This window comes from Nocardioides carbamazepini (assembly GCF_024614185.1).
Lineage (GTDB): Bacteria > Actinomycetota > Actinomycetes > Propionibacteriales > Nocardioidaceae > Nocardioides > Nocardioides carbamazepini.
This window is the reverse complement of record NZ_JAHTLF010000015.1, coordinates 226329-249098: the sequence shown is the minus strand read 5'-3', so window position 1 is coordinate 249098 and position 22770 is coordinate 226329. Positions and strand designations below refer to the sequence as shown.

The following is a 22770-nucleotide window of genomic DNA, read 5'->3' as shown; positions in this document are numbered from 1 at the left end:
GTCGACAACCAGTTGACGATCGGGGGCCGCCCTCACGGCGGCCCCCGTTCGTCGGTGCCCACCGGCCACCAACCCTTCGAGAAGGTCTGCTGTGCTCGCGTACGTCATCCGCCGTGTCTTCGCCGGCGTGATCATGCTCATCGTGATGAGCATCGTCACCTTCGCGCTGTTTTTCGCCTCGCCGATCGATCAGGAGTCCTTCATCTGCGGCAAGAACTGCTCCGCCGCGCAGAAGAAGGAGACCGCTGCCGCGATGGGCTACGACGACAGCTTCATCAACCAGTGGTCGGACTTCGCCAAGGGTGTCGTGGCGGGCCGCGACTTCCCGGACGACCCCAAGCTGCGCGAGACGGCGCCCCAGACGATCGTTCGCTGTGAGGCGCCCTGCCTGGGCTACTCCCGTGAACGTGGCGACACAGTCACGAACCTGATCAAGGACACCTTCCCGGTGTCGTTCTCCCTGGCCGTCGCCGCGTTCGTGCTGTGGATGGCTGGCGGCATCCTGTTCGGCGTGCTGGCGGCGCTCAAGAAGGGCATGCTCATCGACCGCGGCGTGGTAGGTCTCTCGCTGATCGGCTTCGCGTTCCCGACCTTCTTCGTCGGGCTCCTACTCTACAAGTTCGTCGCGATCCAATGGGGCCTGACTGAGATCCCGCGCTACACCTCGATAGCCGAGGGAGGCATCGGTGGCTGGCTGTCGGGCCTGACCCTGCCCGCTATCACGCTGTGCCTGTTCTTCATGGCCGCCTACGTCCGGATGACCCGCTCGTACGTGATCGAGTCCTTCCAGGAGGACTACGTCCGCACGGCACGAGCGAAAGGCCTGCCTGAGCGCACGGTCACCTTCAAGCACGCACTCCGCGCGGCCTTGACTCCGATCGTGACCATGGCCGGTCTCGACTTCGCCGGCCTGATGGGCGGCGCGATCATCACCGAGTCCGTCTTCAACTATCCCGGCATGGGCAAGTTGGCTGTGCTGGCGAGCACCGACTTCGACCTACCCACCACGGTCGGCCTGGTCATCTTGCTGGCCGGCTTCGTCATCGCGGCGAACATCGTCGTGGACCTGCTGTACGCCGTCATCGACCCGCGCGTGCGGCTGGGCTGAGAGGAACCTCGAAATGTCCACCACCTCCCCGTCCACCGCCAGTACTGCCGCGACCAGGCCTGGACCGCTGCTGTCGGTCCGCGAGCTTCAGGTGCACTTCCCGACCCAGGACGGCCTGGTCAAGGCCGTCGACGGCCTCACGTTCGACCTCGAGGCCGGCAAGACCCTCGGCATCGTGGGCGAGTCGGGCTCCGGCAAGTCGGTCTCCAGCATGGCGATCATGGGCCTGCACCGCGGCACCAACGCCCAGGTCTCCGGCGAGATCGAGCTCGCCGGGGTCAACCTGCTCGACATCTCCGCCGACGAGATGCGGCGCAAGCGCGGCCGCGATGTGTCGATGATCTTCCAGGACCCGCTCTCGGCGATGCACCCCTACTACACCGTGGGCAACCAGATCGCCGAGGCGTACCGGGTGCACCACAGCGTCTCCCGCAAGATCGCGAAGCAGCGCGCCGTCGAGATGCTCGACCGGGTCGGGATCCCGACCCCGGAGAAGCGGGTCAACGACTACCCGCACCAGTTCTCCGGCGGCATGCGCCAGCGCGCGATGATCGCGATGGGGCTGATCAACGACCCCGGCCTGCTCATCGCCGACGAGCCGACCACGGCTCTCGACGTGACCGTCCAGGCGCAGATCCTCGACCTGCTCCAGGACCTGCAGCGCGAGTTCAACTCGGCGGTCATCATCATCACCCACGATCTCGGCGTGGTGGCGGAGATGGCCGACGACGTGCTGGTGATGTACGCCGGCCGGGCGGTCGAGCACGGCCCCTGCAAGGAGATCCTCACGCACCCCGAGATGCCCTACACGTGGGGTCTGCTCTCCAGCGTTCCCGACCTCTCGGGTGACACCGGCGCCCGGCTGGTGCCGATCCCCGGGAACCCGCCCAGTCTGCTGAACCCGCCGTCCGGCTGCGCGTTCCACCCGCGCTGCCCCCACCGCGACAAGGTGCCCGGCGACCTGTGCCGCACCGAGCTGCCGCTGCTCGTTCCGGGTGAGCGCGGTGGGCATCACACCAAACGGTGCCACCTGCCGAACCCCGATGCGATCTACGCGACCGAGGTGCTGCCGGAGATCGCGCCGGACCTGGCCGTTGAACGGGCCAAGGAGCTGTGATGACGAACGAGACGATCAACCAGCCCATCGAGGGGGACCCGGACGACATGGCGGTCGCGCCGAGGATCGAGGGGCACAGCGCCGCCGTCGCCCCCGCTGACGCGAAGCCGATCCTCGAGGTGGACGGCCTGCGCATGTACTTCCCGGTCAAGTCACCGGGCCTGATCCGTCGCACCGTCGGTCACGTTCAGGCGGTGGACGGGGTGTCCTTCCAGGTCGCGGAGGCGACCTCGCTCGGGCTGGTGGGTGAGTCGGGCTGCGGCAAGTCGACCACCGGCCGGCTGATCACGCGGCTCTACGAGCCGACCGCGGGTGCGATCCGGTTCGAGGGTCAGGACATCGCGCACGCGAGGGCGGGCGAGCTCAAGCCGCTGCGTCGGGAGATCCAGATGATCTTCCAGGACCCCTACACGTCGCTGAACCCGCGCCAGACGGTCGGCTCGATCGTCGGGGCGCCGCTGGTGATCCACAAGGTCCTGCCGAAGGACAAGATCCTCCCGCGGGTCCAGGAGCTGCTCGAGATCGTCGGTCTCAATCCGGAGCACTACAACCGCTACCCGCACGAGTTCTCCGGTGGCCAGCGCCAGCGCATCGGCATCGCCCGCGCGCTGACGCTCCAACCGAAGCTGCTCGTCGCCGACGAGCCGGTCTCCGCGCTGGACGTGTCGATCCAGGCGCAGGTCATCAACCTGCTCCAGGACATCCAGAACGAGTTCGGCGTCGCATTCCTCTTCATCGCCCACGACCTCGCGATCGTGCGGCACTTCTGCCCCGAGATCGCGGTGATGTACCTCGGCAAGATCGTCGAGATCGGCGACCGCGAGTCGATCTACACCAACGCGCACCATCCCTACACGCAGGCGCTCCTCTCGGCGGTGCCCGACGTGAAGCAGGCGGCGGCCGGTGGACGATTGGAGCGGATCCGGCTGCAGGGTGACGTACCCAGCCCGATCAACCCGCCGTCGGGATGCCGGTTCCGGACGCGGTGCCCGATCGCCCAGGAGATCTGCGCTCGGCACGAGCCGCCGCTGCTGCAGATCGGACGCAAGCACAAGGTCGCCTGTCACTTCCCGGGACGCCTCGGCGAGGCGCCGCGTGAGCCGTTGACAGCGGGCCTGCTTGGCGTGGACTCCGAGGGGCGGCCAGACCCCGGCGCCAGCCCCAGCACCGACCTGGTCGAGCAGCCCGGGTACGCCGACACCTGGTTCGACCTCGACAACAAGTCGATCGGGCGGGCCTAAGGTCTCAGGGCCTGCGATGTTGATGCTCAGGGGCATTGTGCCGGGTCGACTGCGGCTGGAACTAAGGTGGCGGCTCGACATTGGCCGGGCGCAGGCAGTCGGCAGGTCGACACCCTCGTCGTGGTCGCGATTGCGCGGCTCAGGGGCTCTCGGCAGTTCTTCGCGCCAGTTGGGCACAATTCGAGGCGGTGCCGAACTGGCTACATTCATCGCCGATGTCATTAGCGCCGGTAGGCTCCGTACATGATCGGGCGCGAAGGAATTGTTGTCGATGGCATGTCGAAGACCTACCGGGTCCCTGTGCGTGACGCCGGCTTGTCGGCTGCTTTCCGATCGGTGGTTCGTCGCGCCAAGCGCACCGTGAGTGCTGTCGACAATGTCAGTTTCACCATTTCCCCTGGCGAGGTGGTCGGTTTCATCGGCCCTAACGGGGCTGGCAAGACCACGACGCTGAAGCTGCTGACGGGCTTGCTGGAACCGAGCGCGGGGACAGCGCGTGTCAACGGGCACATCCCGTGGCGTCGGAGTCCTGAATACCTGGGGACTTTGGCGCTCATCGCCGGGCAACGCTCTCAGTTGCAGTGGGATCTCCCCGTCGTCGACTCCTTCGCGCTCAACAAGGCGATCTACCGAATCGGCGACGGTGACTTCGCGACTCGAGTGCGTGAGTTGACCGAGTTGCTGGATCTTGGCGACTTGATGAATCGGCCTTCTCGCAACCTGTCCTTGGGTGAACGGATGAAGTGTGAGTTCGCAGCGTCGCTGCTTCATGCCCCGCAGTTGTTGTTTCTCGATGAGCCCACGATCGGCCTAGACTTGGAGACGCAGCGCCGCATCCGTGAGTTTGTAGTGGAGTTCAACTCGCGACAGGGCTCGACTGTGATGTTGACAAGCCACTACATGGCGGACGTGGAGGCCATGTGCAAGCGGGTCATCCTGATCCACCAGGGACGGATTCTCTTTGACGGACAGCTTCGCGAGTTGACGTCCAGATTCGCCGCTGGCAAGTCAGTGCGTGCAGAGTTGGGCAGAGTGGATGCCGATCGGGAAGGCGAACTTCGGCGGCTCTTCGCCGAACATGAGTATCACCTGGTTGGCAACCAGGTGCAGATCTCCGTGCCCGCAGGACTGGTCGCCGCAGTCACGAACCGGCTGCTGACGAATTTCGACGTGGTGGACCTGACTGTCACGGAGCCAGATCTCGAAAGTGTCATCGAGGCTGCCTTTGCCCATAGCGAAAGCCGTTCGAACGGTTGATGACGCCCTGGCTGGCCGACGATCGTAGGTCGGTCTCGGATCGGAAGTATGGTCGTTGGCGTGGTCTGCCGACGTACTATCGGGCGCAACTCGAGATGTCGCTTGGGATCTACCTGGCCTATCGCGCCCAAGTGGTCGGTTGGCTGGCCGGCTCCCTGATACAGCCGTTGGTGTTGATCCCGGCATGGCAGACCACAACGGGCGACGGGCAGATCGGTGGCTACTCGCAGGGACTCTTCGTCACCTACTTCGTTGTCGAAACGCTGGTTACCTTCCTGACGCTCAACTTCGTTGTCATCGAGTTCGGGGCCCGAGTTCAGCACGGCTACTTCTCCCAGGTCCTACTCCGTCCGGTTCATCCGATCCACCATGACATATGCACCGTGGTGGCCTACCGGATAGTGGGCGCGGTGGTGATGGTTCCGTCTTTGCTGCTGCTGACGGTCGTCTTCGGTGCCGATACCTCGGCGCTCTCCATGAGCGGTCTCGTGGCGTTCCTGCCGGCCGTGCTGCTGGCGTCGTTGATGCGGTTCGTCCTGGAGTGGATGGTGGGTTGCCTCGCTTTCTGGTTCGTGCGGACATCGGCGCTCAACGCCGCGTACTACTCGATGATGCTCTTGCTCTCTGGCAGTCTGATGCCGTTGTCGGTGCTGCCGCAATGGGCGCAATCCGGCGCCGCGGCAACACCCTTCCCCTGGATGGTCGCGTTTCCCGTGGAGGTCGCGATGGGCACGCGAACCGGCGCTCAGGTGTGGATGGGCCTCGGTTGGCAGGTGGTGTGGACCTGCGTCATCGTTCTGTTGCTTCCCTTGGTATGGAAACACGCCGCACGACGTCACTCGGCTGTGGGCGGATGATTACCTCCATGCGGCACGGCGCCGGGTTGATCAGGGCAGTGCTGGGGATTGGTATCGCTAACCTGCTCGCCTACCGGGCTGATCTGGTGCTGTCCGGTGTACAGATCGCGCTCAGGCTCGTCGTGCAGATCGTCACCATCGCCATCATCTTCAACCACACCAGCGTGCTCAATGGCTGGACCGCAGGGCAGATGGTCGTGCTGCTCGGGGTGCACGCGACGTTGGAGGGATGGTTGGAGCTCTTGGTTCTCCCATCGCTGTACGACCTTGTCGACGCGGTGCGTGAGGGCAGCTTCGACTTCGTTCTCATCAAGCCGATCGATGCTCAACTGCTGACGATCATCCAGCGATTCAACCCAGCGGGCCTGAGCACTCTGGCGAGCGGCTTGCTGGTTGTTGTCGTCGGTGTGACTACCGTTGGCACCTCGGCTTCCGCGGTCGGTTGGTTCATACTGACGCTGGTCTTCAGCGCGGTGATCCTGTCGTCCTTCGTGATGCTGCTGTGCACGACTTGTTTTTGGTTCGTGAACGTCACGAATTTCATCGATGTCTTCGCCATGTCCTTCAGCGAGGCCGGAAAGTGGCCGCTTGCGATCTATCCACGTTGGCTCAAGTGGGGACTCACCGTCGTCCTGCCGGTGGGATTCGCGGTCACGGTGCCGTCTCAGGCGATCACGGCACGGGCCGACGGAGAGACGATCGCCTTCGCCTTCGCCCTCGTCATCGCGACGGTGGTGGCCTCACGGCTCCTGTGGCGGCGAGCGATCCGCTCCTACACAAGCGCATCATCGTGAGCCAGAGCTGCGCGGCAGGGTCGACTTGAGGAATTCCCCCACCCTCCATGTCACGGTTTTGACGCTTCCCGTTCTTGCGGGAGTTTCCTGGCGCCGAGGCGGTCCACGCTGTATGCTCGGCGAACCGAAACGCAGAAATCGTCAATGAGAGGATGGAACTCGTGGAACAGGCTCCGGCATTTGTGACTGAGGATCTGGCATTCGTGATCGAGGACCTGCAGTCACCGCAAGCGAACGCAACGCGGGATCGCCCGACTGGCCCTGGCGGTAGCCAGGGTTCCTGCAATGGCGGCGGATGCTGCAGGAATCCCAAGTAGTAGGACCGATCATTTCGCAACGGTGGTGGTGGTCCCGTCGATCTCGCGGCACCACCACCATCAGTGCTTGACAACGACCGCTAGCAACCATGCCTGAGCCCCCGCGCACCATGTCCGTGCCGACCATCGCGGACGATCTGGTGGGTCCGCCTTACGGTCCGATCTCCTTCGCCGACTCGATTGCCCTTCCGACGGTGCAGAAGGATCTGCACGCGGCGTACGCCGCCAGTCCACCGGCTATTGCCTCACCTGACGGCTTCGTACTGAAGGACGGCTCCGCTGGATATTCTTCTGTGAGAGCTGCTGATGCGGTGACCCTGGCCAAAGTCGAGGCACTGGAGCGGGTCACCAACTTCCAGTGGGATCCTGGGGATCTCCTGATGGCCGCGCCGCTCGATCTCGGGGCTCGCGCCGTCGACGTCGCTCGTCTGCCTCGGCATTCGGCACGCGAAGTAGCGGATGGCGCGCCAGGCGCGCCCGATGTCAGATCTATGGTGCGCTGGGTCAGGGCAACCGAGTTGACCTCACGGCGAGAGATGCTGGTGCCCGCCGTCTGTGTCTTCCTCGGACTCGAGGAGTGGCGTGGAGAGCGCTTCTGGGCGCAGATCTCCACCGGCACGGCCGCCCACCAGTCCGACGACCTGGCTGTGCTCAGTGGTCTCCTCGAGGTCATCGAACGCGACGTCATCGAGATCTTCTGGGAACAGCGACTTCCTCTCCGGAGGCTGCACCCAACGGCGCTCACCGCGTGGGCCACCCAGATTCAGGACGACTTGGCGCACGGCGGGATTAAGCTGCGCCTGTTCGACGGCACGTCCGAGTTCGGTGCTCCCACCATCGTTGGACTCATCATCGACGACGCATCCCGGAAGGCCGCACGATTGATCGGGTGCGGGACTGCGGCCACGGTGTCCCATGCCTTGACCAAGTGCATCCGGGAACTGCTGAACATGTACGAACTCATCAGGATGGCGAAGGAGGAACCCCCGGCCACCATCGAGGATTGCGGTGAGGAACTGTCCGACACAAGCAAGTTCATGGCGTTGTGGCCACAACGCCACGCGTTCGACTTCCTCACTGACGCGTTGTCGGACCGTCCGCTGTCGCAACCATCTGACCTTCCAGGCGACGGCGCAGCTGAGCAGCTGGCGCACCTTGTGGTCGAGTTCGAAGCGCGATCGATGCAGATCTTCGCGACATCGCTGAGCAATTCCATGACCCACGCCGTGGGTCTCCGCGTTGCTCACGTCTTCTGTCCCGACCTACAGCCGATGATTCCGTGGGTCGGCCCTCGGTACCGTGGACATCGACGGCTGTACGAGGCTCCGGCTGTGTGGGGCTACCCGGTTCGGCCCGAGGGTGACTTGAACCCCTATCCGCTTCCCTTCGCTTAAGGACACCACGTGACCTGGCATGAAGACCTGCACTTGTTCGTGGTGGGAGACGTCGGTGCTCGGGTCGCCGAGCGGATCGGTGAGCGGATGGAATCACGGAGCACGAGATTCGCCAACGCCACCGATTTGAGCAACGCTCTGCGACACAACCAGGACCTCCTCGGCGACCTCGGTCCGTCGTCGTTGCTGCTTGTTGTCGGCTCCAGTTCGATGCACGACGCCATGGGCCGACTTGACCTGGCCACCCGTGCCCGCCGCCTGCGCTGGTCATGTCTGGTGCCAGAGGCAGAGGTTCTTCGGGTGGGACCCTTCCTCGAGCCTGGCGCGCCGGGATGCTATCGGTGCTTTCGCTGGTGGAGGTCCGGTCAGGATGAGGGTCTTCGCGTTGAGGACGCGGCGGATGCTGATCGGCCAGATCACGTGATCCCCGCAATCACGCACGCACACGTCATCCGGCTCGTCGCGCTCTGGTTGCGCGCTGCCGCTGAACAGCACTACCCCGGTCGAAGAGTGTGGCTGATTCCGCGAGACCAGCCGGAGTTGCAGGCGGTCGCGCTCCTTCCGTCGGCATTTTGCTCGGTGTGCGGGGTAGCGGAGCATCAGCGATGGCAGGCCGACAGTCTCCTGGCCACGATCGGGGCAAGCAGTGAGTGACGAAGGGCGGTACCGCCTTAATCGGGGCCTGGTGATTGCATCCGCTCCCGGGGGGATCGTCGCTCTTGGCGGGAGGAGACCGGTGCGGCTGTGGGGGGAGTTGCCCGGTCTCGCACGCAGGCTGTTGGAGGCGGAGGACGGCGTACTGACGACCGCGCGACTACAGGAGTTGTCGGGAGCGGCGCCTGAGACGGTCGCGGCCTTCGTCGATGCTTGCGTAGATCGGCGGCTGCTGTTTGACGAGCACGCGGGTGCCGTCGACCCGACCTGGTCTGACGACGAACAGGCCCACCTCGAGCGGTTGCTGACCCGTGAAGGGGCGCCAGTCACGATCCCGAACCAAGACCAGTGGGGCGTGTGCTCGTCGGCAACATCCAAGGGGTTTGCCGAGGAACTCGCACGCTGTCCATCACGGTGTCAGCCCGCACGGCCAGGAGACGCCGTCACAGGCCGTTCGCGATGGGTGGTGGTGCACAGCGAGGGCGGTGCGGACCTTGTCCATCGAATCGAGGAATGGTTGGCCCAGCCCACTATCGAGGCGGTGCTGCCGGTCGTCACGGGCAAGACGGGATACACGGCCGGACCGTGGATCGATCGCCACTCCGGCTGTCTCGACTGTCTCGCTACCTGTCTGACGGGCGAGGTGGAGGGACCACCGGCCCATGGCCCGGTGGACGCCGCAGTGCTCCTGCTCGCTGCGGCTACGGCCGACCAGTTGGTGCAGCAACGTGTGGTGGGCGAACCGTGGCTCGCCAGCGGCCGGTTTCTCCGTTTCGCTGTGCACAACTGGACTCATTCCCGAGGGCACGTCGTACGACCTGTTTGCCGATTCTGCCGGGAGGTTGAGTCGACGTACGCGTCCTACTCGTTCCTGCAGTTGCTCGAGGTCGATCACCGAGTTCCAGACCAGGCCACCGGAGAATCCCTTACGAAGGGGCGTGCGCTCGCCAACGAGTCAGTCGATTCGGCGTCCAGCTTGCTGCGTCGCGCCGCCGACACGGCGCCGGATCCCGCGGTCAGCGTCACGGTGGGAGACATCGACGTCGTCGACGTGGCGGCGGCCGCGCACCCAGATCTGGACTCGGTCGCCCAGGTGTGCAGGCTTGCTGTTGGGTTGAAGCAGATCGAGCCGGACGAAGTTCCGGGAGGACCGGCTCGTTGGACCGGTAGCGGCGGCAACTTCGGGTCACCAGAACTCTACGGGCTGCTCGGCGAAGACGTCGCCGGCGTGCCGTCCCTGTTCCACTATGACAAGCGAGCTCACGGGTTCGCAGGCGTCGGTCTCGGCGCCCTCGACTTGCTCGATGACAGCGACCGCAGGCGGCTCCAGTCTCTGAGGACTGGTTGGGAGGGTGGCGTCGTGCTCTTCCTCGTATTCGACCGTGCGAGGTTGGCTCAGAAGTACGGGGAATTCTCCTACGTGCTCGGTCATCTCGACTCCGGCGTTGCGATGACGAGTGTCCGGTTGGCCGCTGGCATGCACGGATGGCAGGCACATGCCCTCACGTCGTGGGACGATGCCCAGTTGGGGCGAGCCCTCCGTATTCACTCCGAGCACCAGGTGATTGCTGGCGTTGTGCATCTGACCTGGGCGAAGCCTGAGCTTGCCGATCCTTCGATGGATATCCGGCCGCGCCCGGCTGCGCAGCAGGCGCCGGGCCGGAGGGAACGGGTTGAGCACGTGATCGACAGCGGTGTTGCTGAGGCGGACCTGCGTCTGCGATTGCACAACGAGGCCGCCGAGGCGCGCAGAGATCGCCTAGGGGCACGTGACGCGAGAATCACCGACGGGGCGGTCATCGTTCCGACGCCCGCGCCGACGCCTTGGCAGGTCAAGTGCGATGCCTCACCTCACCCGCCCAGCCTGCCCATTGCGACTCTCATGGAACAACGGGCTGCGGTTCGTGAGTTCTCCTCAGAACCAGTTCCGGCGGAGGTCTGCGAGCAGGTTGCTGATGCGATCTCGGTCAACCATCGCACGCTGTTCGCTGGCACAGAACTGTTCACGCCTGTCTTCGTGTCACCATCGTGGCCCGGTAACCTCGGGCGAATCGTGGTCACGGACGGCGCATGCCGAGGGCTCGGTCCGTTCCCAGCTGAATCTGGTTGGGGCGAGGCCGGCGACAACAGTGCGGAGTGGCTCAACCATGCTGCCGCAATGGTCCTCTTCTACCTCGATCTGGTCGCTGCCGAGGAGCAGTATGGAGCGGCGGGGCTACAGGAAGGGCTGACCCAGGTCGGCGCGGCCATCGGCGTGGCGTGGCTCTCGATCGGCAGCATCGGCCTGGCTGCCTGCCCGACCGGGAAGCTCGACGGGCACCTCAGCCGATCGATGGCACCGGCCGCTGGCCCTCGTGCCGTTGCCGTAGCAGGCCTCGCCCTGGGGAACCCGACGGGGGCCCTGGCAGCTGGCGGTTGACAGCCAGACATGACGAGCCCCTCCTGTCGAGCGACCGGAGGGTCTCGGCGCCAACCCCCAGCACCGACCTGGTCGAGCAGCCCGGGTACGCCGACACCTGGTTCGACCTCGACAACAAGTCGATCGGGCGCGCCTGACCATATGGCCCGAGCGGGCGCGCGGACGGGTGAGATGAGCGTCTAGGGTTGCTCATCGTGGATGACGAGCCCCAGCTGTTCGACACCCCCGGGTCGCGAGGTGCGGCGTCGGGCGGCTCCCTCGCCGACGCCACCCATGCCTCGGCGCCGCTGGCGGTGCGGATGCGTCCGCGCACGCTGGAGGAGCTGGTCGGGCAGGAGCAGCTGCGGGCACCCGGCTCGCCGCTGCGGCAGCTGGTCGAGGGCGACCAGTCGCTCTCGCTCTTGCTCTGGGGGCCGCCGGGCACCGGCAAGACGACGATCGCCTCGATCATCAGCCAGCAGACCGGCCGCCGGTTCGTGGAGGTCTCGGCGGTCTCGGCCGGGGTCAAGGAGGTCCGCGCGGCGATCGACAGCGCGCGTCGCCAGCTGGTCGCGACCGGCGAGGAGACGGTCCTCTTCGTCGACGAGGTGCACCGGTTCAGCAAGGCGCAGCAGGATGCGCTCCTGCCCGGAGTCGAGAACCGTTGGGTGACGCTGGTCGCCGCGACCACGGAGAACCCGTCCTTCAGCGTGATCTCGCCGCTGCTCTCGCGCAGCCTGCTGCTGCGGCTGCAGTCGCTGACCGACGAGGACATCGCGGCCGTGCTGGATCTCGCGGTCACCGACGAGCGCGGCCTCGACGGTGAGCTGGAGCTCGCCGAGGAGGCGCGCGAGCACATCGTGCGCCTCGCCGGCGGCGACGCGCGCCGTTCGCTGACCTACCTGGAGGCGGCCGCCGGTGCGGCCCGGGCCCAGGGCAGCACCACCATCGACGTCGGGACGGCCGAGACGGCGGCCGACCAGGCGGCGGTCCGCTACGACCGCGACGGCGACCAGCACTATGACGTCGTCAGTGCCTTCATCAAGTCGGTCCGGGGCTCCGACGCGGACGCCGCGCTGCACTACCTGGCCCGGATGATCGAGGCCGGCGAGGACCCCCGCTTCATCACTCGACGGCTGATGATCCTGGCCAGCGAGGACATCGGCCTGGCCGACCCGACCGCGCTCACCACCGCGGTCGCCGCGGCGCAGACCGTACAGCTGATCGGCATGCCCGAGGCCCAGCTCACCCTGGCTCATGCCACCATCGCGCTCGCCGTGGCCCCGAAGTCGAACGCCGTCACGACCGCGATCTCCGAGGCGATCGGCGACGTCCGGGCCGGCAAGATCGGGCAGGTGCCGCCGCACCTGCGCGATGCCCACTACGCCGGAGCCAAGGCGCTGGGGCACGGCAAGGGCTACGTCTACAGCCACGACGCGCCGTTCGGCATCGCCGAGCAGCAGTACGCCCCCGACGTCGTCCTCGACGCCGCCTACTACCGGCCGACCGAGTTCGGCGCGGAGGCCGCCGTCAAGCAGCGGTGGGAGCGGGTACGCCGCATCATCCGCGGCCCCGCGAGCAAGTAGGCTTGCTCGTCGTGACCAACGAGCTCGTCGTCCCGGCCTGGCTGGCCGCGTTGACCGCTGTCGCCGTCCTGGCGCTCGCGGTCGCCGCGCTCCGGCTGTCCCGGTCCGCGCGCCAGGCCCGCAGTCACACGGAGGCGCTGCTCGCGGCGGCCGCCCAGGACGCCGACGCGCTGCGTGAGCAGCTGGCCGGCATCGAGGCGGAGCTGCAGGAGAGGCAGGAGCTCGCCGGCCGCCGGGAGCGGACACCGGTCGCGATGGTCGACGACCGGGAGTACGTCATCACCGACCTGGGCCAGGAGAACGGGCCGCGGGTCCCGGCGCGGGTCGTCCCCGCCCCGATGTTCGCCGACATCCTGCTCCGGGAGAGTGTCATCAAGACAGCAGCCCTGGCCGCGGGCCTGCGCCGCGCGCTGTCGCCGGAGGTCCGCAACCGGATCCGGTTCGAGATGAAGCGCGAGGTGAAGCGCTCCCGCAAGGAGCGTCGCCTCGTGCTCAAGGCCGCCCGCCGTGACTGGGAGGACCGTCAGCGCTCCGCCGTCCGGACGGATGTCGAGGTGCCGTCGTGAAGGCGGGCGTCTGGTTCGCCGCCGGCGCGGCCGCCGGCGTCTACGGCATGGTCCGGGCGCGGCGCCTCGCCGAGGCGTTCACCCCGGACGGCATGCGCGACCGGATCGGGGCCGCGTTCCTCGGTGCCCGGCTGCTCGGCGAGGAGGTCGCGCGCGGGCAGGCCGAGGCCGAGATCCACCTGCGCCAGCGCTTCGACGGTGCCGACGCCGGACCACCCCAGCTGACCAACCCCACCACCACATCCAGCAGAGAAGGCACCCGTTGAACGACCAGCACCTGAGCAGCGCGGAGATCCGCAACCGGTTCCTCGCCCACTTCGAGGCGCGTGGCCACACGGTGGTCCCGTCCGCCTCGCTGCTGCTGGACGACCCGAACCTGCTCTTCGTCAACGCCGGCATGGTGCCCTTCAAGCCCTACTTCCTGGGCCAGGAGACGCCGCCCTTCCAGCGCGCGACCAGCGTGCAGAAGTGCGTGCGCACCCTCGACATCGAGGAGGTCGGCAAGACGACCCGGCACGGCACGTTCTTCCAGATGAACGGCAACTTCTCCTTCGGCGACTACTTCAAGGAAGGCGCCATCCAGTACGCCTGGGAGCTGATCACCAACGCCCAGGCCGACGGCGGGTTCGGCTTCGATCCCGACAAGATCTGGGTCACCGTGCTGCCCGACGACGCCGAGGCACGTGACGCGTGGAAGCGGATCGCGGGCCTGCCCGAGGAGCGGATCCAGCCGCGCGGCCTCAAGGACAACTACTGGAACATGGGCGTCCCCGGGCCGGGCGGTCCGTGCAGCGAGATCTACGTCGACCGCGGCCCCGAGTTCGGTCCGGACGGCGGTCCCGAGGCCGACGAGGACCGCTTCCTGGAGATCTGGAACCTGGTCTTCATGCAGGAGGAGCTCAGCGCCGTCCGCGCCAAGGACGACTTCGACATCGCCGGACCGCTGCCGAGCAGGAACATCGACACCGGCATGGGCCTGGAGCGGGTCGCGTACCTGCTGCAGGACAAGCACAACATGTACGAGATCGACACCATCTTCCCGGTGATCGAGAAGGCCATGGAGCTGTCCGGGAAGAAGTACGGCGCGGCCGGTCCCAACAACACGGCCGGGCATCTCGACGACGTCAGGTTCAGGGTGGTCGCCGACCACGTGCGCAGCTCGCTCATGCTCATCGGCGACGGCGTCACGCCGGGCAACGAGGGCCGCGGCTACGTGCTGCGCCGCCTGCTGCGCCGCGCGGTGCGCAACATGCGCCTGCTGGGCTACCAGGACCCGTCGCTGCCCGAGCTGCTCCCGGTGTCCCGCGACAAGATGGGGGAGAGCTATCCCGAGCTGGTCTCCGGGTGGGACCGGATCGCCCAGGTGGCGTACGCCGAGGAGGAGGCGTTCCGCAAGACGCTCCAGGCCGGCACCCAGATCTTCGACCTCGCCGCCGGCGAGGTGAAGGAGGCCGGTGCCAGCACGATCCCCGGTGACAAGGCGTTCGCGCTCCACGACACCTTCGGGTTCCCGATCGACCTCACCCTCGAGATGGCGGCCGAGGCGGGCCTCTCCGTCGACGAGCGGGGCTTCCGGCAGCTGATGGCCGAGCAGCGTGAGCGGGCCAAGGCCGACGCGCGCGCCAAGAAGGGCCAGCACGCCGACACCGCGGTCTACCGCGACATCCTCGACGCCAACGGCCCGACCGAGTGGCTGGCCTACGAGACCCTCGAGACCGAGTCCCGGCCGCTGGCGCTGCTGCGCGAGGGGGCCGCCGTGCCCGTCCTTGGCGGCGGCGAGATCGGCGAGCTGGTGCTGGACCGCACGCCCTTCTACGCCGAGTCCGGTGGCCAGGTGGCCGACGCCGGCGTCATCGAGTTCGAGGGCGGCACCGTCGAGGTGCTCGACGTCCAGCGCCCGGTCCGGGGACTCGTGGTGCACCAGGTCCGCGTCGTCGACGGCGAGCTGCCCGCGGACGCGAGACTGCTGCACGCGAAGGTCGACCCGCAGTGGCGCATCGGTGCCCGCCAGGCGCACTCCGGCACCCACATCGTGCACGCCGCGCTGCGCGAGGTGCTCGGGCCCACCGCCCTGCAGTCCGGCTCCTACAACCGGCCGGGCTACCTGCGCCTCGACTTCGGCTGGCTGAACGCCCTCTCACCCGAGCAGGTCCGTGAGATCGAGCAGGTCTCCAACAACGCCCTGCGCGCCGACCTGCCGGTCGGCTGGCAGTACATGACGCTCGGCGAGGCCAAGGACTGGGGCGCGATCGCCCTGTTCGGCGAGACCTACGACGACCAGAAGGTCCGTGTCGTCGAGATCGGCGGGCCCTGGTCCCGCGAGCTCTGCGGCGGCACCCACGTCGAGCACTCCAGCCAGGTCGGCACCGTCGTCGTCACCGGCGAGGCGTCGGTCGGCTCCGGGAACCGCCGCATCGAGGCACTCACCGGCGTCGAGGGCTTCGCCTACCTCGCCCGCGAGCGTGACGTCGTCGGTCAGCTCTCCACGCTGCTCAAGACCCAGCCCGGCGACCTCGTCGGCCGGGTCGGCGACCTGGTGGAGCGGCTCAAGCAGACCGAGAAGGAGATGGAGAGGATCCGTCTCGCCCAGCTCCTGTCCGGTGGCGCGGCCCTCGCCGACGGGGCGACCGACGTCAACGGCGTCCGCCTCGTCGCCCAGCGCCTCGACGGTGCCGGTGGCGGCGACGTGCGCACCCTCGCGACCGACGTGCGGGCCCGCCTCGCCGGCGACGCGCCGGCGGTCGTGGTCCTCGTCGGGGCTGCCGACGGCAAGGCGGCGATCGTGGCGGCCCTCAACGACGCGGCGCAGGCACGCGGTCTCGCGGCCGGCGACCTGGTCCGCGCCGCGGCACCCTTCCTCGACGGCAAGGGCGGGGGCAAGGCCGACCTGGCGCAGGGCGGCGGGACCGACGTGACCCGGATCGACGAGGCACTGGCCGCCGTGACGGCCGCGGTGGCACAGGGATAGCGGCCTGATGCGCCGCGGCGTCCGCCTCGGCGTCGATCCGGGGGACGCCCGGATCGGCGTCGCCCGCAGCGACCCGTCCGGGATCCTCGCCACGCCGGTCGAGACGGTCCGGCGCGGCAAGGGGGACCTGCGCCGGATCCACCAGATCCTGAGGGCCGAGGGGGCCGTCGAGGTGATCGTCGGGCTGCCCCGCTCGCTCTCCGGGAGAGAGGGCCCGGCGGCCGTGAAGACCCGCGAGTTCGCCGCGCGGCTGGCGCGCCGCCTGGCGCCGGTCCCTGTGCGCCTGGTCGACGAACGGCTCACCACGGTCACGGCGGAGGCTATGCTGCGCGACCAGCGCAAGGGCGCGAAGCGACGCGCTGTGGTCGACCAGGTCGCGGCCGTCGTCATCCTGCAGCAGGCGCTGGATGCCGAACGTGCCACCGACACCCCTCCGGGGGAGCTGGTGACGCCCCCCACGGACGAGGAGACGCATGACTGAGCAGCCGCCGATGGAGCCCGTCGAGCCCGGTGAGGACCTCGGCCTGCTCCCCGGTACGCCGGCCGGCGGGCGCCGCCGTGCCGCCAAGTCGCGACGGGGCGGCTGTCTGCCGATCCTGCTCGTGGTGGTGCTCTTCTGCGGCCTCGTCGCGTGGTTCGCGCGGGGCGCGATCTCCGACGTCAAGGACATGTTCGCCGGGCCCGAGGACTTCTCCGGACCCGGCAGCGGTGAGGTCACCTTCGTGATCGACCCCGGCCAGACCGTGGGCTCGATGGGTGCCGAGCTCGAGGACCTCGGTGTCGTCGCCTCCGGCGAGGCGTTCGTCGACGCCGCGGCCAAGAACGACCGGTCCACGCGGATCCAGGCCGGCACCTACCTGCTCAAGAGCGAGATGAAGGCCGCCGACGTCGTGGCCATCCTCGTCGACCCGGCCAATGTGTCGACCGAGACGGTCACCGTCCCGGAGGGGCTGCGCGTCGTCGACATCGTGGACGTGCTGGCGAAGAAGACCGACTTCACCAAGAAGGACCTGAACGCGGCGCTGCGGAGTCCCGACCTCGGACTGCCCGACTACGCCGGCGGCAATCCCGAGGGCTACCTGTTCCCCGCGACCTACACGATCAGTCCCAACGACACCGCCGCCGGCTTCCTGAAGGCGATGGTCGACCGGTGGAAGCAGGCGGCCGACGACGCCGGTCTCGACGCGGCCGCCGAGCGTCTCGGCTACACGCCGCACGAGCTGATGACCATCGCCTCGCTGGTGCAGGTGGAGGGCAAGACCGCCGACGACATGGCGAAGATCGCGCGGGTGATCCTCAACCGGGTCGAGAACCCCGGGACGGCGGGCCAGGTCGGACGCCTGCAGATCGACGCCTCCGTCGACTACGCGCTCGGTCGCAAGCTCACCGTCGGGCTGACCCAGGCCGAGCGGGAGGACACCGACTCGCCCTACAACACCTTCCGGGTGGTCGGGCTCCCCCCGGGTCCGATCAGTGCCCCCGGCGACGACGCCATCACGGCGGCGATGAACCCGACCGAGGGCGACTGGTACTACTACGTCACGGTCAACCTGCGCACCGGCGAGACGAAGTTCGCGACGACCTACGACGAGTTCCTCACCTACACCAACGAGCTGCGCGACTACTGCGCGAACGAGTCCGAGGGCGCCTGCTAGTGGTCAAGGCTGAGCCGGCCCGCTGCGCCGTGGTCGGCGACCCGGTGGCGCACTCGCTGTCGCCGACCCTGCACCGGGCCGGGTACGCCGCGCTCGGCATCGCGGCGGCGTACGACGCCGTCCGGGTGCCGTCCGGGGAGCTGGCCGGCTTCGTGGCCGGTCTGGGGCCGCAGTGGCGGGGTCTGTCGGTCACCGCGCCGCTGAAGCGGGAGGCGCTGGCGCTGGCCGACGAGGTGTCCGAGGTCGCGCGGCTCGCCGGGGGGGCCAACACCCTCGTCCGGACGGTCGACGGCTGGTTCGCCGACAACACCGACGTGCCGGGTGCGGTCGCCGCGATCCGGGAGCGGTTCGCCGGCCCGAGCCACCTGGCCACGATCCTCGGGGGTGGCGCGACCGCCGCCAGCGTCGGGCTGGCGCTGGCCGACCTCGGCATCGGCCGGATCGTCGTCGCGGCGCGCAACCCCGACAAGGCGACCGAGGCGGTCGAGGCGATCCGGCGGCACCCTGCCCGCCCCGACGTGGTCGTGCTGCCGCTCGACGAGGTCGGCGGGACGGGCGGAGTCCTGGTCTCGACGATCCCCGCTGCGGCCCAGACGCCCGATCTGGTGGCGCGGGTGCAATCGGTCGACGTCGTGTTCGAGGTGACCTACAACGAGTGGCCGACGCCCCTGGTCGCGGCGGCGCTGCGCGCGGGCGCCACGGTGGTCTCGGGGCTCGACCTGCTGGTGCACCAGGCGGTGCTCCAGTTCGGCATGTTCACTGGTCAGGACGGGCCACTCGACGCGATGCGCTCGGCGGGCGAAGCCGCGCTCGCGTCCCGGTAGCGTCACGGCATGCACGTCGTCCCCGCGCTGGTCTGCGCCCTGATCGGAGCCCTGGGCGGACTCCTGGTCCCGTGGCTGATCGCGCAGTGTCCCGAGCCCGACCACGACCCGGCTGAGAATCCCGAGGACTACCCGGACCACGTGCCCTTCGCGCAGCTGGCCCGCCGCCCGGGCCTGCGCATCCGGTCCCTCGTGGCCTGCGCGGTCGCGGCCGGCGTACTCGGCCTGGCGCTCGGCTGGAGCTGGGGCCTGCTGTGGCTGCTCGTCCTCGTGCCGGTCTGCTGTGCGCTGACGGTCATCGACTACGTGACCTGGTACCTCCCCTCGCGGCTGATCCGGCCGGCCTGGCTGGTCACGGGCGTGCTGGTCGCGGTGGCCGCCGTCATCGTGGGCGACGTGTGGGTCGCCGGGTGGGGACTGATCGGGTTCGCGGCGCTCGGCGGCTACTACGGCCTGATGCGCCTGGTCAGCCCGCGGGCGATGGCGGGCGGCGACGTCCGGCTCGGGGCCCTGCTCGGCATCGCGCTGGGGCCCTACGGCACGGGGGTACTGATCGTGTCGGTACTGGCGGCCGCGGTGCTCGGCGTCGTGGCCATGGTGCCGATGCGACGTAGCGGCACCATGATCCGGCGGCGGGTGCCGTACGGGCCGTTCCTCGTCCTCGGCGCGCTGGTCGCCGTGGTGGTGGGACAGGTCCTCAGCGCCTGATCCCACCGTGGGAGACTGGTGCCCATGTTGCGCTGGCTGACTGCGGGGGAGTCCCACGGCCCCTCCCTGGTCGCGATCCTCGAGGGCCTGCCGGCCCACGTCGAGGTGACGACCGAGGACATCTCCGACTCGCTCGCCCGTCGTCGTCTCGGCTACGGCCGCGGGGCGCGGATGAAGTTCGAGGCCGACGAGGTGACCGTCACCGGCGGCGTCCGGCACGGCCGGACCCAGGGCGGCCCGGTCGCGATCCAGGTCGGCAACACCGAGTGGCCCAAGTGGGAGACGGTGATGTCGGCCGACCCGGTCGACCCCGCGATCCTCGAGGCTCAGGCCCGCAACGCCGCGCTGACCCGCCCTCGTCCCGGGCACGCGGACCTCGCGGGCATGCAGAAGTACGACTTCCCCGACGCGCGCCCGATCCTCGAGCGGGCCTCGGCCCGGGAGACCGCGGCCCGGGTCGCGCTGGGCCGCGTCGCGAGCAACTTCCTCGAGCAGGCCACCGGCGCCCGGATCGTCAGCCACGTGCTGGAGATCGGTGGCGTCCGCACCCCGTCGCGCGACCTCCCCGCGCCCGAGGACGTCGTACGCCTCGACGCCGACCCGGTCCGCTGCCTGGACCCGGACGGCTCCAAGCTGATGGTCGAGCGGATCGACCAGGCCCACAAGGACGGGGACACCCTCGGCGGCGTCGTCGAGGTCGTCGTCCACGGGCTGCCGCCCGGCCTGGGATCCCACGTGCACTGGGACCGCCGGCTCGACGCGCGTCTCGCCGGCGCGCTGATGGGCATCCAGGCGATCAAGGGGGTCGAGGTGGGCGACGGCTTCGAGCTCGCCGCGACCCCGGGCTCGCTCGCGCACGACGAGATCGTCGCCACCGACGACGGCCTGCGGCGGTTGTCCGGTCGCTCCGGCGGCACGGAGGGTGGCATGACCACGGGTGAGATCCTGCGCGTGCGCGCCGCGATGAAGCCCATCGCCACCGTCCCCCGGGCACTGCGCACCGTCGACCTCGCCACGGGCGAGGAGGCGGTCGCCCACCACCAGCGCTCCGACGTGTGCGCCGTCCCCGCGGCCGGCATCGTCGCGGAGGCGATGGTGGCGCTCGTGCTCGCCGAGGCCGTGCTGGAGAAGTTCGGGGGCGACTCCGTCCAGGAGACCCGGCGCAACGTGCAGTCCTACCTCGACACGCTCCGGTTCAGGTGAGCGGTGCGGGCGGGCCGCGCGCGGTCCTGATCGGGACCATGGGCGCCGGGAAGACGACCGTCGGCCGTCTGGTCGCGGCAAGCCTCGGCGTCGGGTTCGCCGACAGCGACGAGCTGATCGAGGAGCAGGCCGGCAAGTCGGTCCAGGACATCTTCGTCGAGGACGGCGAGTCGGCCTTCCGGGCGCTCGAGCGCGCCACCGTCGCCCGGGCGCTCGACGAGCACGGCGGAGTGCTGTCTCTGGGGGGCGGTGCCGTCCTCGATCCCGCGACACAGGCGCTGCTCGCCTCCCAGCAGGTCGTGTTCCTGCGCGTCGGGCTCGCCGACGCGGTCAAGCGGGTCGGGCTCGGCACCGGTCGCCCGCTCCTGCTCGGCAACGTCCGCGCCCGGGTCAAGCAGCTCCTCGACGAGCGCACGCCGGTCTACGAGGGCCTCGCCCGGGTCGTCGTCGACACCGACGGCCGTGAGCCCGCAGTGATCGCGGCCGAGATACTCACCGCCCTCCAGGGAGACCTCGCATGAATCACCTCACCGTCATCCCGGTGACCACCGCGGCGCCGTACGACGTCGTGGTCGGCCACGGCATCCTCGACCGCCTCCGCGGCCTGCTCCCCGCGGGCGTCCAGCGGGTAGCGATCATCACGCCGGAGTCGCTGGAGGACCTGCTCGAGCCCTTCGCCGACCTGCTCGAGGGCCTCGACGTCATCGTGCTGCAGGTACCCGACGGCGAGGAGGCGAAGAACTGGGAGGTCGCCGCGGCCTGCTGGGAGTCGCTCGGCGAGGAGGGCTTCACCCGCTCCGACGCCGTCGTCACCCTCGGCGGCGGTGCGACCACCGACCTCGGCGGGTTCGTGGCCGCCACCTGGCTGCGGGGTGTCGCTGTCATCCACATCCCGACGACCGTGCTGGGCATGGTCGATGCGGCGGTCGGCGGCAAGACCGGCATCAACACCCCGGCCGGCAAGAACCTGGTCGGCTCCTTCCACGAGCCGGCCGGCGTGCTCTGCGACCTCGCACTGCTCGCCACGCTGCCGCGCGCCGAGGTCGTCGCCGGGCTCGGCGAGGTCGTGAAGTGCGGCTTCATCGCCGACCCGCGGATCCTCGAGCTCGTCGAGTCCACCGAGCCGTCGGACCTCACGGCGGACTCGCCGGTGCTGCGGGAGCTGGTCGAGCGGGCGATCCGGGTGAAGGCAGACGTCGTCGCCGGCGACCTCAGGGAGACCGGGGGAGTCGACGGTCACCCCGGCCGTGAGGTCCTCAACTACGGCCACACCCTGGCCCACGCGATCGAGCGGGCCACCGACTACTCCATCCGCCACGGCGAGGCGGTCGCCCTGGGCTGCGTGTACGTCGCCGAGCTGGCCGCCCGCGCCGGCGGACTGTCGCCCGAGCTGGTGGCCCGCCACCGCACGGCGTTCGGCAAGGTCGGGCTGCCGACGTCGTGGGACGGGGCCGACTTCGAGACGCTGCTGGCGACGATGCGGGTGGACAAGAAGGCCCGCGGCAACCAGCTGCGCTTCGTCGTCCTCGAGGACCTCGCCCGGCCGGTCGTGCTGGCCGGGCCCTCCGAGGAGGACCTGCGCGCGGCGTACTCCGCACTGTCGGACCGGCAAGGATCCTGACCATGGGCAAGCAAGACGTCTACGTCCTCAACGGACCCAATCTCGGCCGGCTGGGGCGCCGCCAGCCCGAGATCTACGGGAGCACGACCCACTTCGACCTCCAGGATCGCCTGATGCCGGCGTGGGGCAAGGAGCTGGGCCTCAAGATCCACTTCTCGCAGACCAACCACGAGGGCGAGATGCTCGACTGGCTCAACAACGCGGCCGACCGCGACTGGCCGGTGGTGCTCAACGCAGGTGCCTGGACCCACTACTCCTACGCCCTCTACGACGCCTGCGCGCAGCTCACCGCCCCGCTCGTGGAGGTCCACATCAGCGCCCCGTCCAAGCGGCCGGAGGTGTTCCGGCACACCTCGCTGGTCACGCCGCATGCGGCGAAGGTGATCGAGGGCGAGGGCATCGACGGCTACCGGCAGGCGCTCGAATTCATCGCAGCGCGGGGCGCGCACTAGACTCGTCTGCTGGCCCCGTGTGCCCCCGCTGAGGCGGCGCCGCGGCCACC

General features: G+C 68.8%; 22 protein-coding genes. All 22 read left to right on the top strand.

Going from position 1 to position 22770, the window contains the following annotated elements; all coding sequences use genetic code 11:
- Nucleotides 1-91 precede the first annotated feature (91 nt).
- The 22 genes from KVF89_RS30400 to KVF89_RS11010 all read left to right on the top strand — a co-directional run bounded on the left by KVF89_RS30400 (nucleotide 92) and on the right by KVF89_RS11010 (nucleotide 22720).
- Nucleotides 92-1108, top strand: a complete 1017-nt coding sequence (locus KVF89_RS30400; protein ID WP_257425630.1) for an ABC transporter permease — start codon at nucleotides 92-94, stop codon at nucleotides 1106-1108.
- A gap of 13 nt (nucleotides 1109-1121) precedes the next feature.
- Complete coding sequence (locus KVF89_RS11110; protein ID WP_257425629.1) at nucleotides 1122-2225, top strand: ABC transporter ATP-binding protein; 1104 nt, start codon at nucleotides 1122-1124, stop codon at nucleotides 2223-2225.
- A gap of 47 nt (nucleotides 2226-2272) precedes the next feature.
- Entirely contained in the window at nucleotides 2273-3466 is a 1194-nt protein-coding gene (locus tag KVF89_RS11105) for an ABC transporter ATP-binding protein (protein WP_257425943.1), read from the top strand.
- A gap of 243 nt (nucleotides 3467-3709) precedes the next feature.
- Entirely contained in the window at nucleotides 3710-4723 is a 1014-nt protein-coding gene (locus KVF89_RS11100) for an ABC transporter ATP-binding protein (RefSeq protein ID WP_257425628.1), read from the top strand.
- The gene (locus KVF89_RS11095; RefSeq protein WP_257425627.1) at nucleotides 4723-5580 is read left to right on the top strand and encodes an ABC transporter permease; all 858 of its coding nucleotides are present in this window, start codon (nucleotides 4723-4725) and stop codon (nucleotides 5578-5580) included. Before KVF89_RS11100 ends, KVF89_RS11095 begins: the two co-directional genes overlap by 1 nt.
- A gap of 8 nt (nucleotides 5581-5588) precedes the next feature.
- Nucleotides 5589-6374 carry an ABC transporter permease gene (locus tag KVF89_RS11090; RefSeq protein ID WP_257425626.1) on the top strand — a complete coding sequence of 262 codons (786 nt, stop codon included), beginning with the start codon at nucleotides 5589-5591 and terminating at the stop codon, nucleotides 6372-6374.
- A gap of 433 nt (nucleotides 6375-6807) precedes the next feature.
- Nucleotides 6808-8085 carry a YcaO-like family protein gene (locus KVF89_RS11085; protein WP_257425625.1) on the top strand — a complete coding sequence of 426 codons (1278 nt, stop codon included), beginning with the start codon at nucleotides 6808-6810 and terminating at the stop codon, nucleotides 8083-8085.
- A gap of 9 nt (nucleotides 8086-8094) precedes the next feature.
- Entirely contained in the window at nucleotides 8095-8739 is a 645-nt protein-coding gene (locus KVF89_RS11080) for a TOMM precursor leader peptide-binding protein (RefSeq protein ID WP_257425624.1), read from the top strand.
- 82 nt (nucleotides 8740-8821) lie between these two features.
- On the top strand, nucleotides 8822-11158 hold the full coding sequence (locus KVF89_RS11075; RefSeq protein WP_257425623.1) for a nitroreductase family protein: 2337 nt from the start codon (nucleotides 8822-8824) through the stop codon (nucleotides 11156-11158).
- The gene (locus tag KVF89_RS11070) at nucleotides 11155-11295 is read left to right on the top strand and encodes a hypothetical protein (RefSeq protein ID WP_257425622.1); all 141 of its coding nucleotides are present in this window, start codon (nucleotides 11155-11157) and stop codon (nucleotides 11293-11295) included. Before KVF89_RS11075 ends, KVF89_RS11070 begins: the two co-directional genes overlap by 4 nt.
- A gap of 57 nt (nucleotides 11296-11352) precedes the next feature.
- The gene (locus tag KVF89_RS11065; protein WP_257425621.1) at nucleotides 11353-12723 is read left to right on the top strand and encodes a replication-associated recombination protein A; all 1371 of its coding nucleotides are present in this window, start codon (nucleotides 11353-11355) and stop codon (nucleotides 12721-12723) included.
- Nucleotides 12724-12734: 11 nt separating this feature from the next.
- Nucleotides 12735-13289 (top strand): hypothetical protein, encoded by a 555-nt coding sequence (locus KVF89_RS11060; protein WP_257425620.1) that lies wholly within the window; start codon nucleotides 12735-12737, stop codon nucleotides 13287-13289.
- On the top strand, nucleotides 13286-13555 hold the full coding sequence (locus KVF89_RS11055) for a DUF6167 family protein (RefSeq protein WP_257425619.1): 270 nt from the start codon (nucleotides 13286-13288) through the stop codon (nucleotides 13553-13555). Before KVF89_RS11060 ends, KVF89_RS11055 begins: the two co-directional genes overlap by 4 nt.
- An 11-nt stretch (nucleotides 13556-13566) precedes the next feature.
- Nucleotides 13567-16257 carry an alanine--tRNA ligase gene (gene alaS, locus KVF89_RS11050; RefSeq protein ID WP_257425942.1) on the top strand — a complete coding sequence of 897 codons (2691 nt, stop codon included), beginning with the start codon at nucleotides 13567-13569 and terminating at the stop codon, nucleotides 16255-16257.
- Nucleotides 16258-16264: 7 nt separating this feature from the next.
- Nucleotides 16265-16738 (top strand): Holliday junction resolvase RuvX, encoded by a 474-nt coding sequence (ruvX, locus tag KVF89_RS11045; protein WP_257425618.1) that lies wholly within the window; start codon nucleotides 16265-16267, stop codon nucleotides 16736-16738.
- The gene (gene mltG, locus KVF89_RS11040) at nucleotides 16731-17912 is read left to right on the top strand and encodes an endolytic transglycosylase MltG (RefSeq protein ID WP_257425617.1); all 1182 of its coding nucleotides are present in this window, start codon (nucleotides 16731-16733) and stop codon (nucleotides 17910-17912) included. The genes ruvX and mltG overlap by 8 nt, the downstream gene beginning before the upstream one ends.
- The gene (locus KVF89_RS11035; RefSeq protein WP_257425616.1) at nucleotides 17912-18736 is read left to right on the top strand and encodes a shikimate dehydrogenase; all 825 of its coding nucleotides are present in this window, start codon (nucleotides 17912-17914) and stop codon (nucleotides 18734-18736) included. The genes mltG and KVF89_RS11035 overlap by 1 nt, the downstream gene beginning before the upstream one ends.
- A 9-nt stretch (nucleotides 18737-18745) precedes the next feature.
- On the top strand, nucleotides 18746-19444 hold the full coding sequence (locus KVF89_RS11030) for an A24 family peptidase (RefSeq protein WP_257425615.1): 699 nt from the start codon (nucleotides 18746-18748) through the stop codon (nucleotides 19442-19444).
- A gap of 24 nt (nucleotides 19445-19468) precedes the next feature.
- Entirely contained in the window at nucleotides 19469-20647 is a 1179-nt protein-coding gene (gene aroC / locus KVF89_RS11025) for a chorismate synthase (protein WP_257425614.1), read from the top strand.
- A complete protein-coding gene (locus tag KVF89_RS11020) occupies nucleotides 20644-21168 on the top strand; it encodes a shikimate kinase (protein ID WP_257425613.1) in 525 nt (174 codons plus the stop codon). Before aroC ends, KVF89_RS11020 begins: the two co-directional genes overlap by 4 nt.
- Nucleotides 21165-22268 carry a 3-dehydroquinate synthase gene (gene aroB / locus KVF89_RS11015; protein WP_257425612.1) on the top strand — a complete coding sequence of 368 codons (1104 nt, stop codon included), beginning with the start codon at nucleotides 21165-21167 and terminating at the stop codon, nucleotides 22266-22268. The genes KVF89_RS11020 and aroB overlap by 4 nt, the downstream gene beginning before the upstream one ends.
- A 2-nt stretch (nucleotides 22269-22270) precedes the next feature.
- On the top strand, nucleotides 22271-22720 hold the full coding sequence (locus KVF89_RS11010) for a type II 3-dehydroquinate dehydratase (RefSeq protein WP_257425611.1): 450 nt from the start codon (nucleotides 22271-22273) through the stop codon (nucleotides 22718-22720).
- The last annotated feature ends 50 nt before the right edge of the window (nucleotides 22721-22770 follow it).

Excerpts from the sequence above, each read along its gene's own strand:
- KVF89_RS11100 (WP_257425628.1), top strand. The coding sequence starts at position 3,710 with ATGATCGGGCGCGAAGGAATTGTTGTCGATGGCATGTCGAAGACCTAC.
- aroC (WP_257425614.1), top strand. The coding sequence starts at position 19,469 with ATGTTGCGCTGGCTGACTGCGGGGGAGTCCCACGGCCCCTCCCTGGTC.
- KVF89_RS11105 (WP_257425943.1), top strand. The coding sequence starts at position 2,273 with ATGGCGGTCGCGCCGAGGATCGAGGGGCACAGCGCCGCCGTCGCCCCC.
- aroB (WP_257425612.1), top strand. The coding sequence starts at position 21,165 with ATGAATCACCTCACCGTCATCCCGGTGACCACCGCGGCGCCGTACGAC.
- KVF89_RS11090 (WP_257425626.1), top strand. The coding sequence starts at position 5,589 with ATGCGGCACGGCGCCGGGTTGATCAGGGCAGTGCTGGGGATTGGTATC.
- ruvX (WP_257425618.1), top strand. The coding sequence starts at position 16,265 with ATGCGCCGCGGCGTCCGCCTCGGCGTCGATCCGGGGGACGCCCGGATC.
- KVF89_RS11030 (WP_257425615.1), top strand. The coding sequence starts at position 18,746 with ATGCACGTCGTCCCCGCGCTGGTCTGCGCCCTGATCGGAGCCCTGGGC.
- KVF89_RS11095 (WP_257425627.1), top strand. The coding sequence starts at position 4,723 with ATGACGCCCTGGCTGGCCGACGATCGTAGGTCGGTCTCGGATCGGAAG.
- mltG (WP_257425617.1), top strand. The coding sequence starts at position 16,731 with ATGACTGAGCAGCCGCCGATGGAGCCCGTCGAGCCCGGTGAGGACCTC.
- KVF89_RS11110 (WP_257425629.1), top strand. The coding sequence starts at position 1,122 with ATGTCCACCACCTCCCCGTCCACCGCCAGTACTGCCGCGACCAGGCCT.
- KVF89_RS11010 (WP_257425611.1), top strand. The coding sequence starts at position 22,271 with ATGGGCAAGCAAGACGTCTACGTCCTCAACGGACCCAATCTCGGCCGG.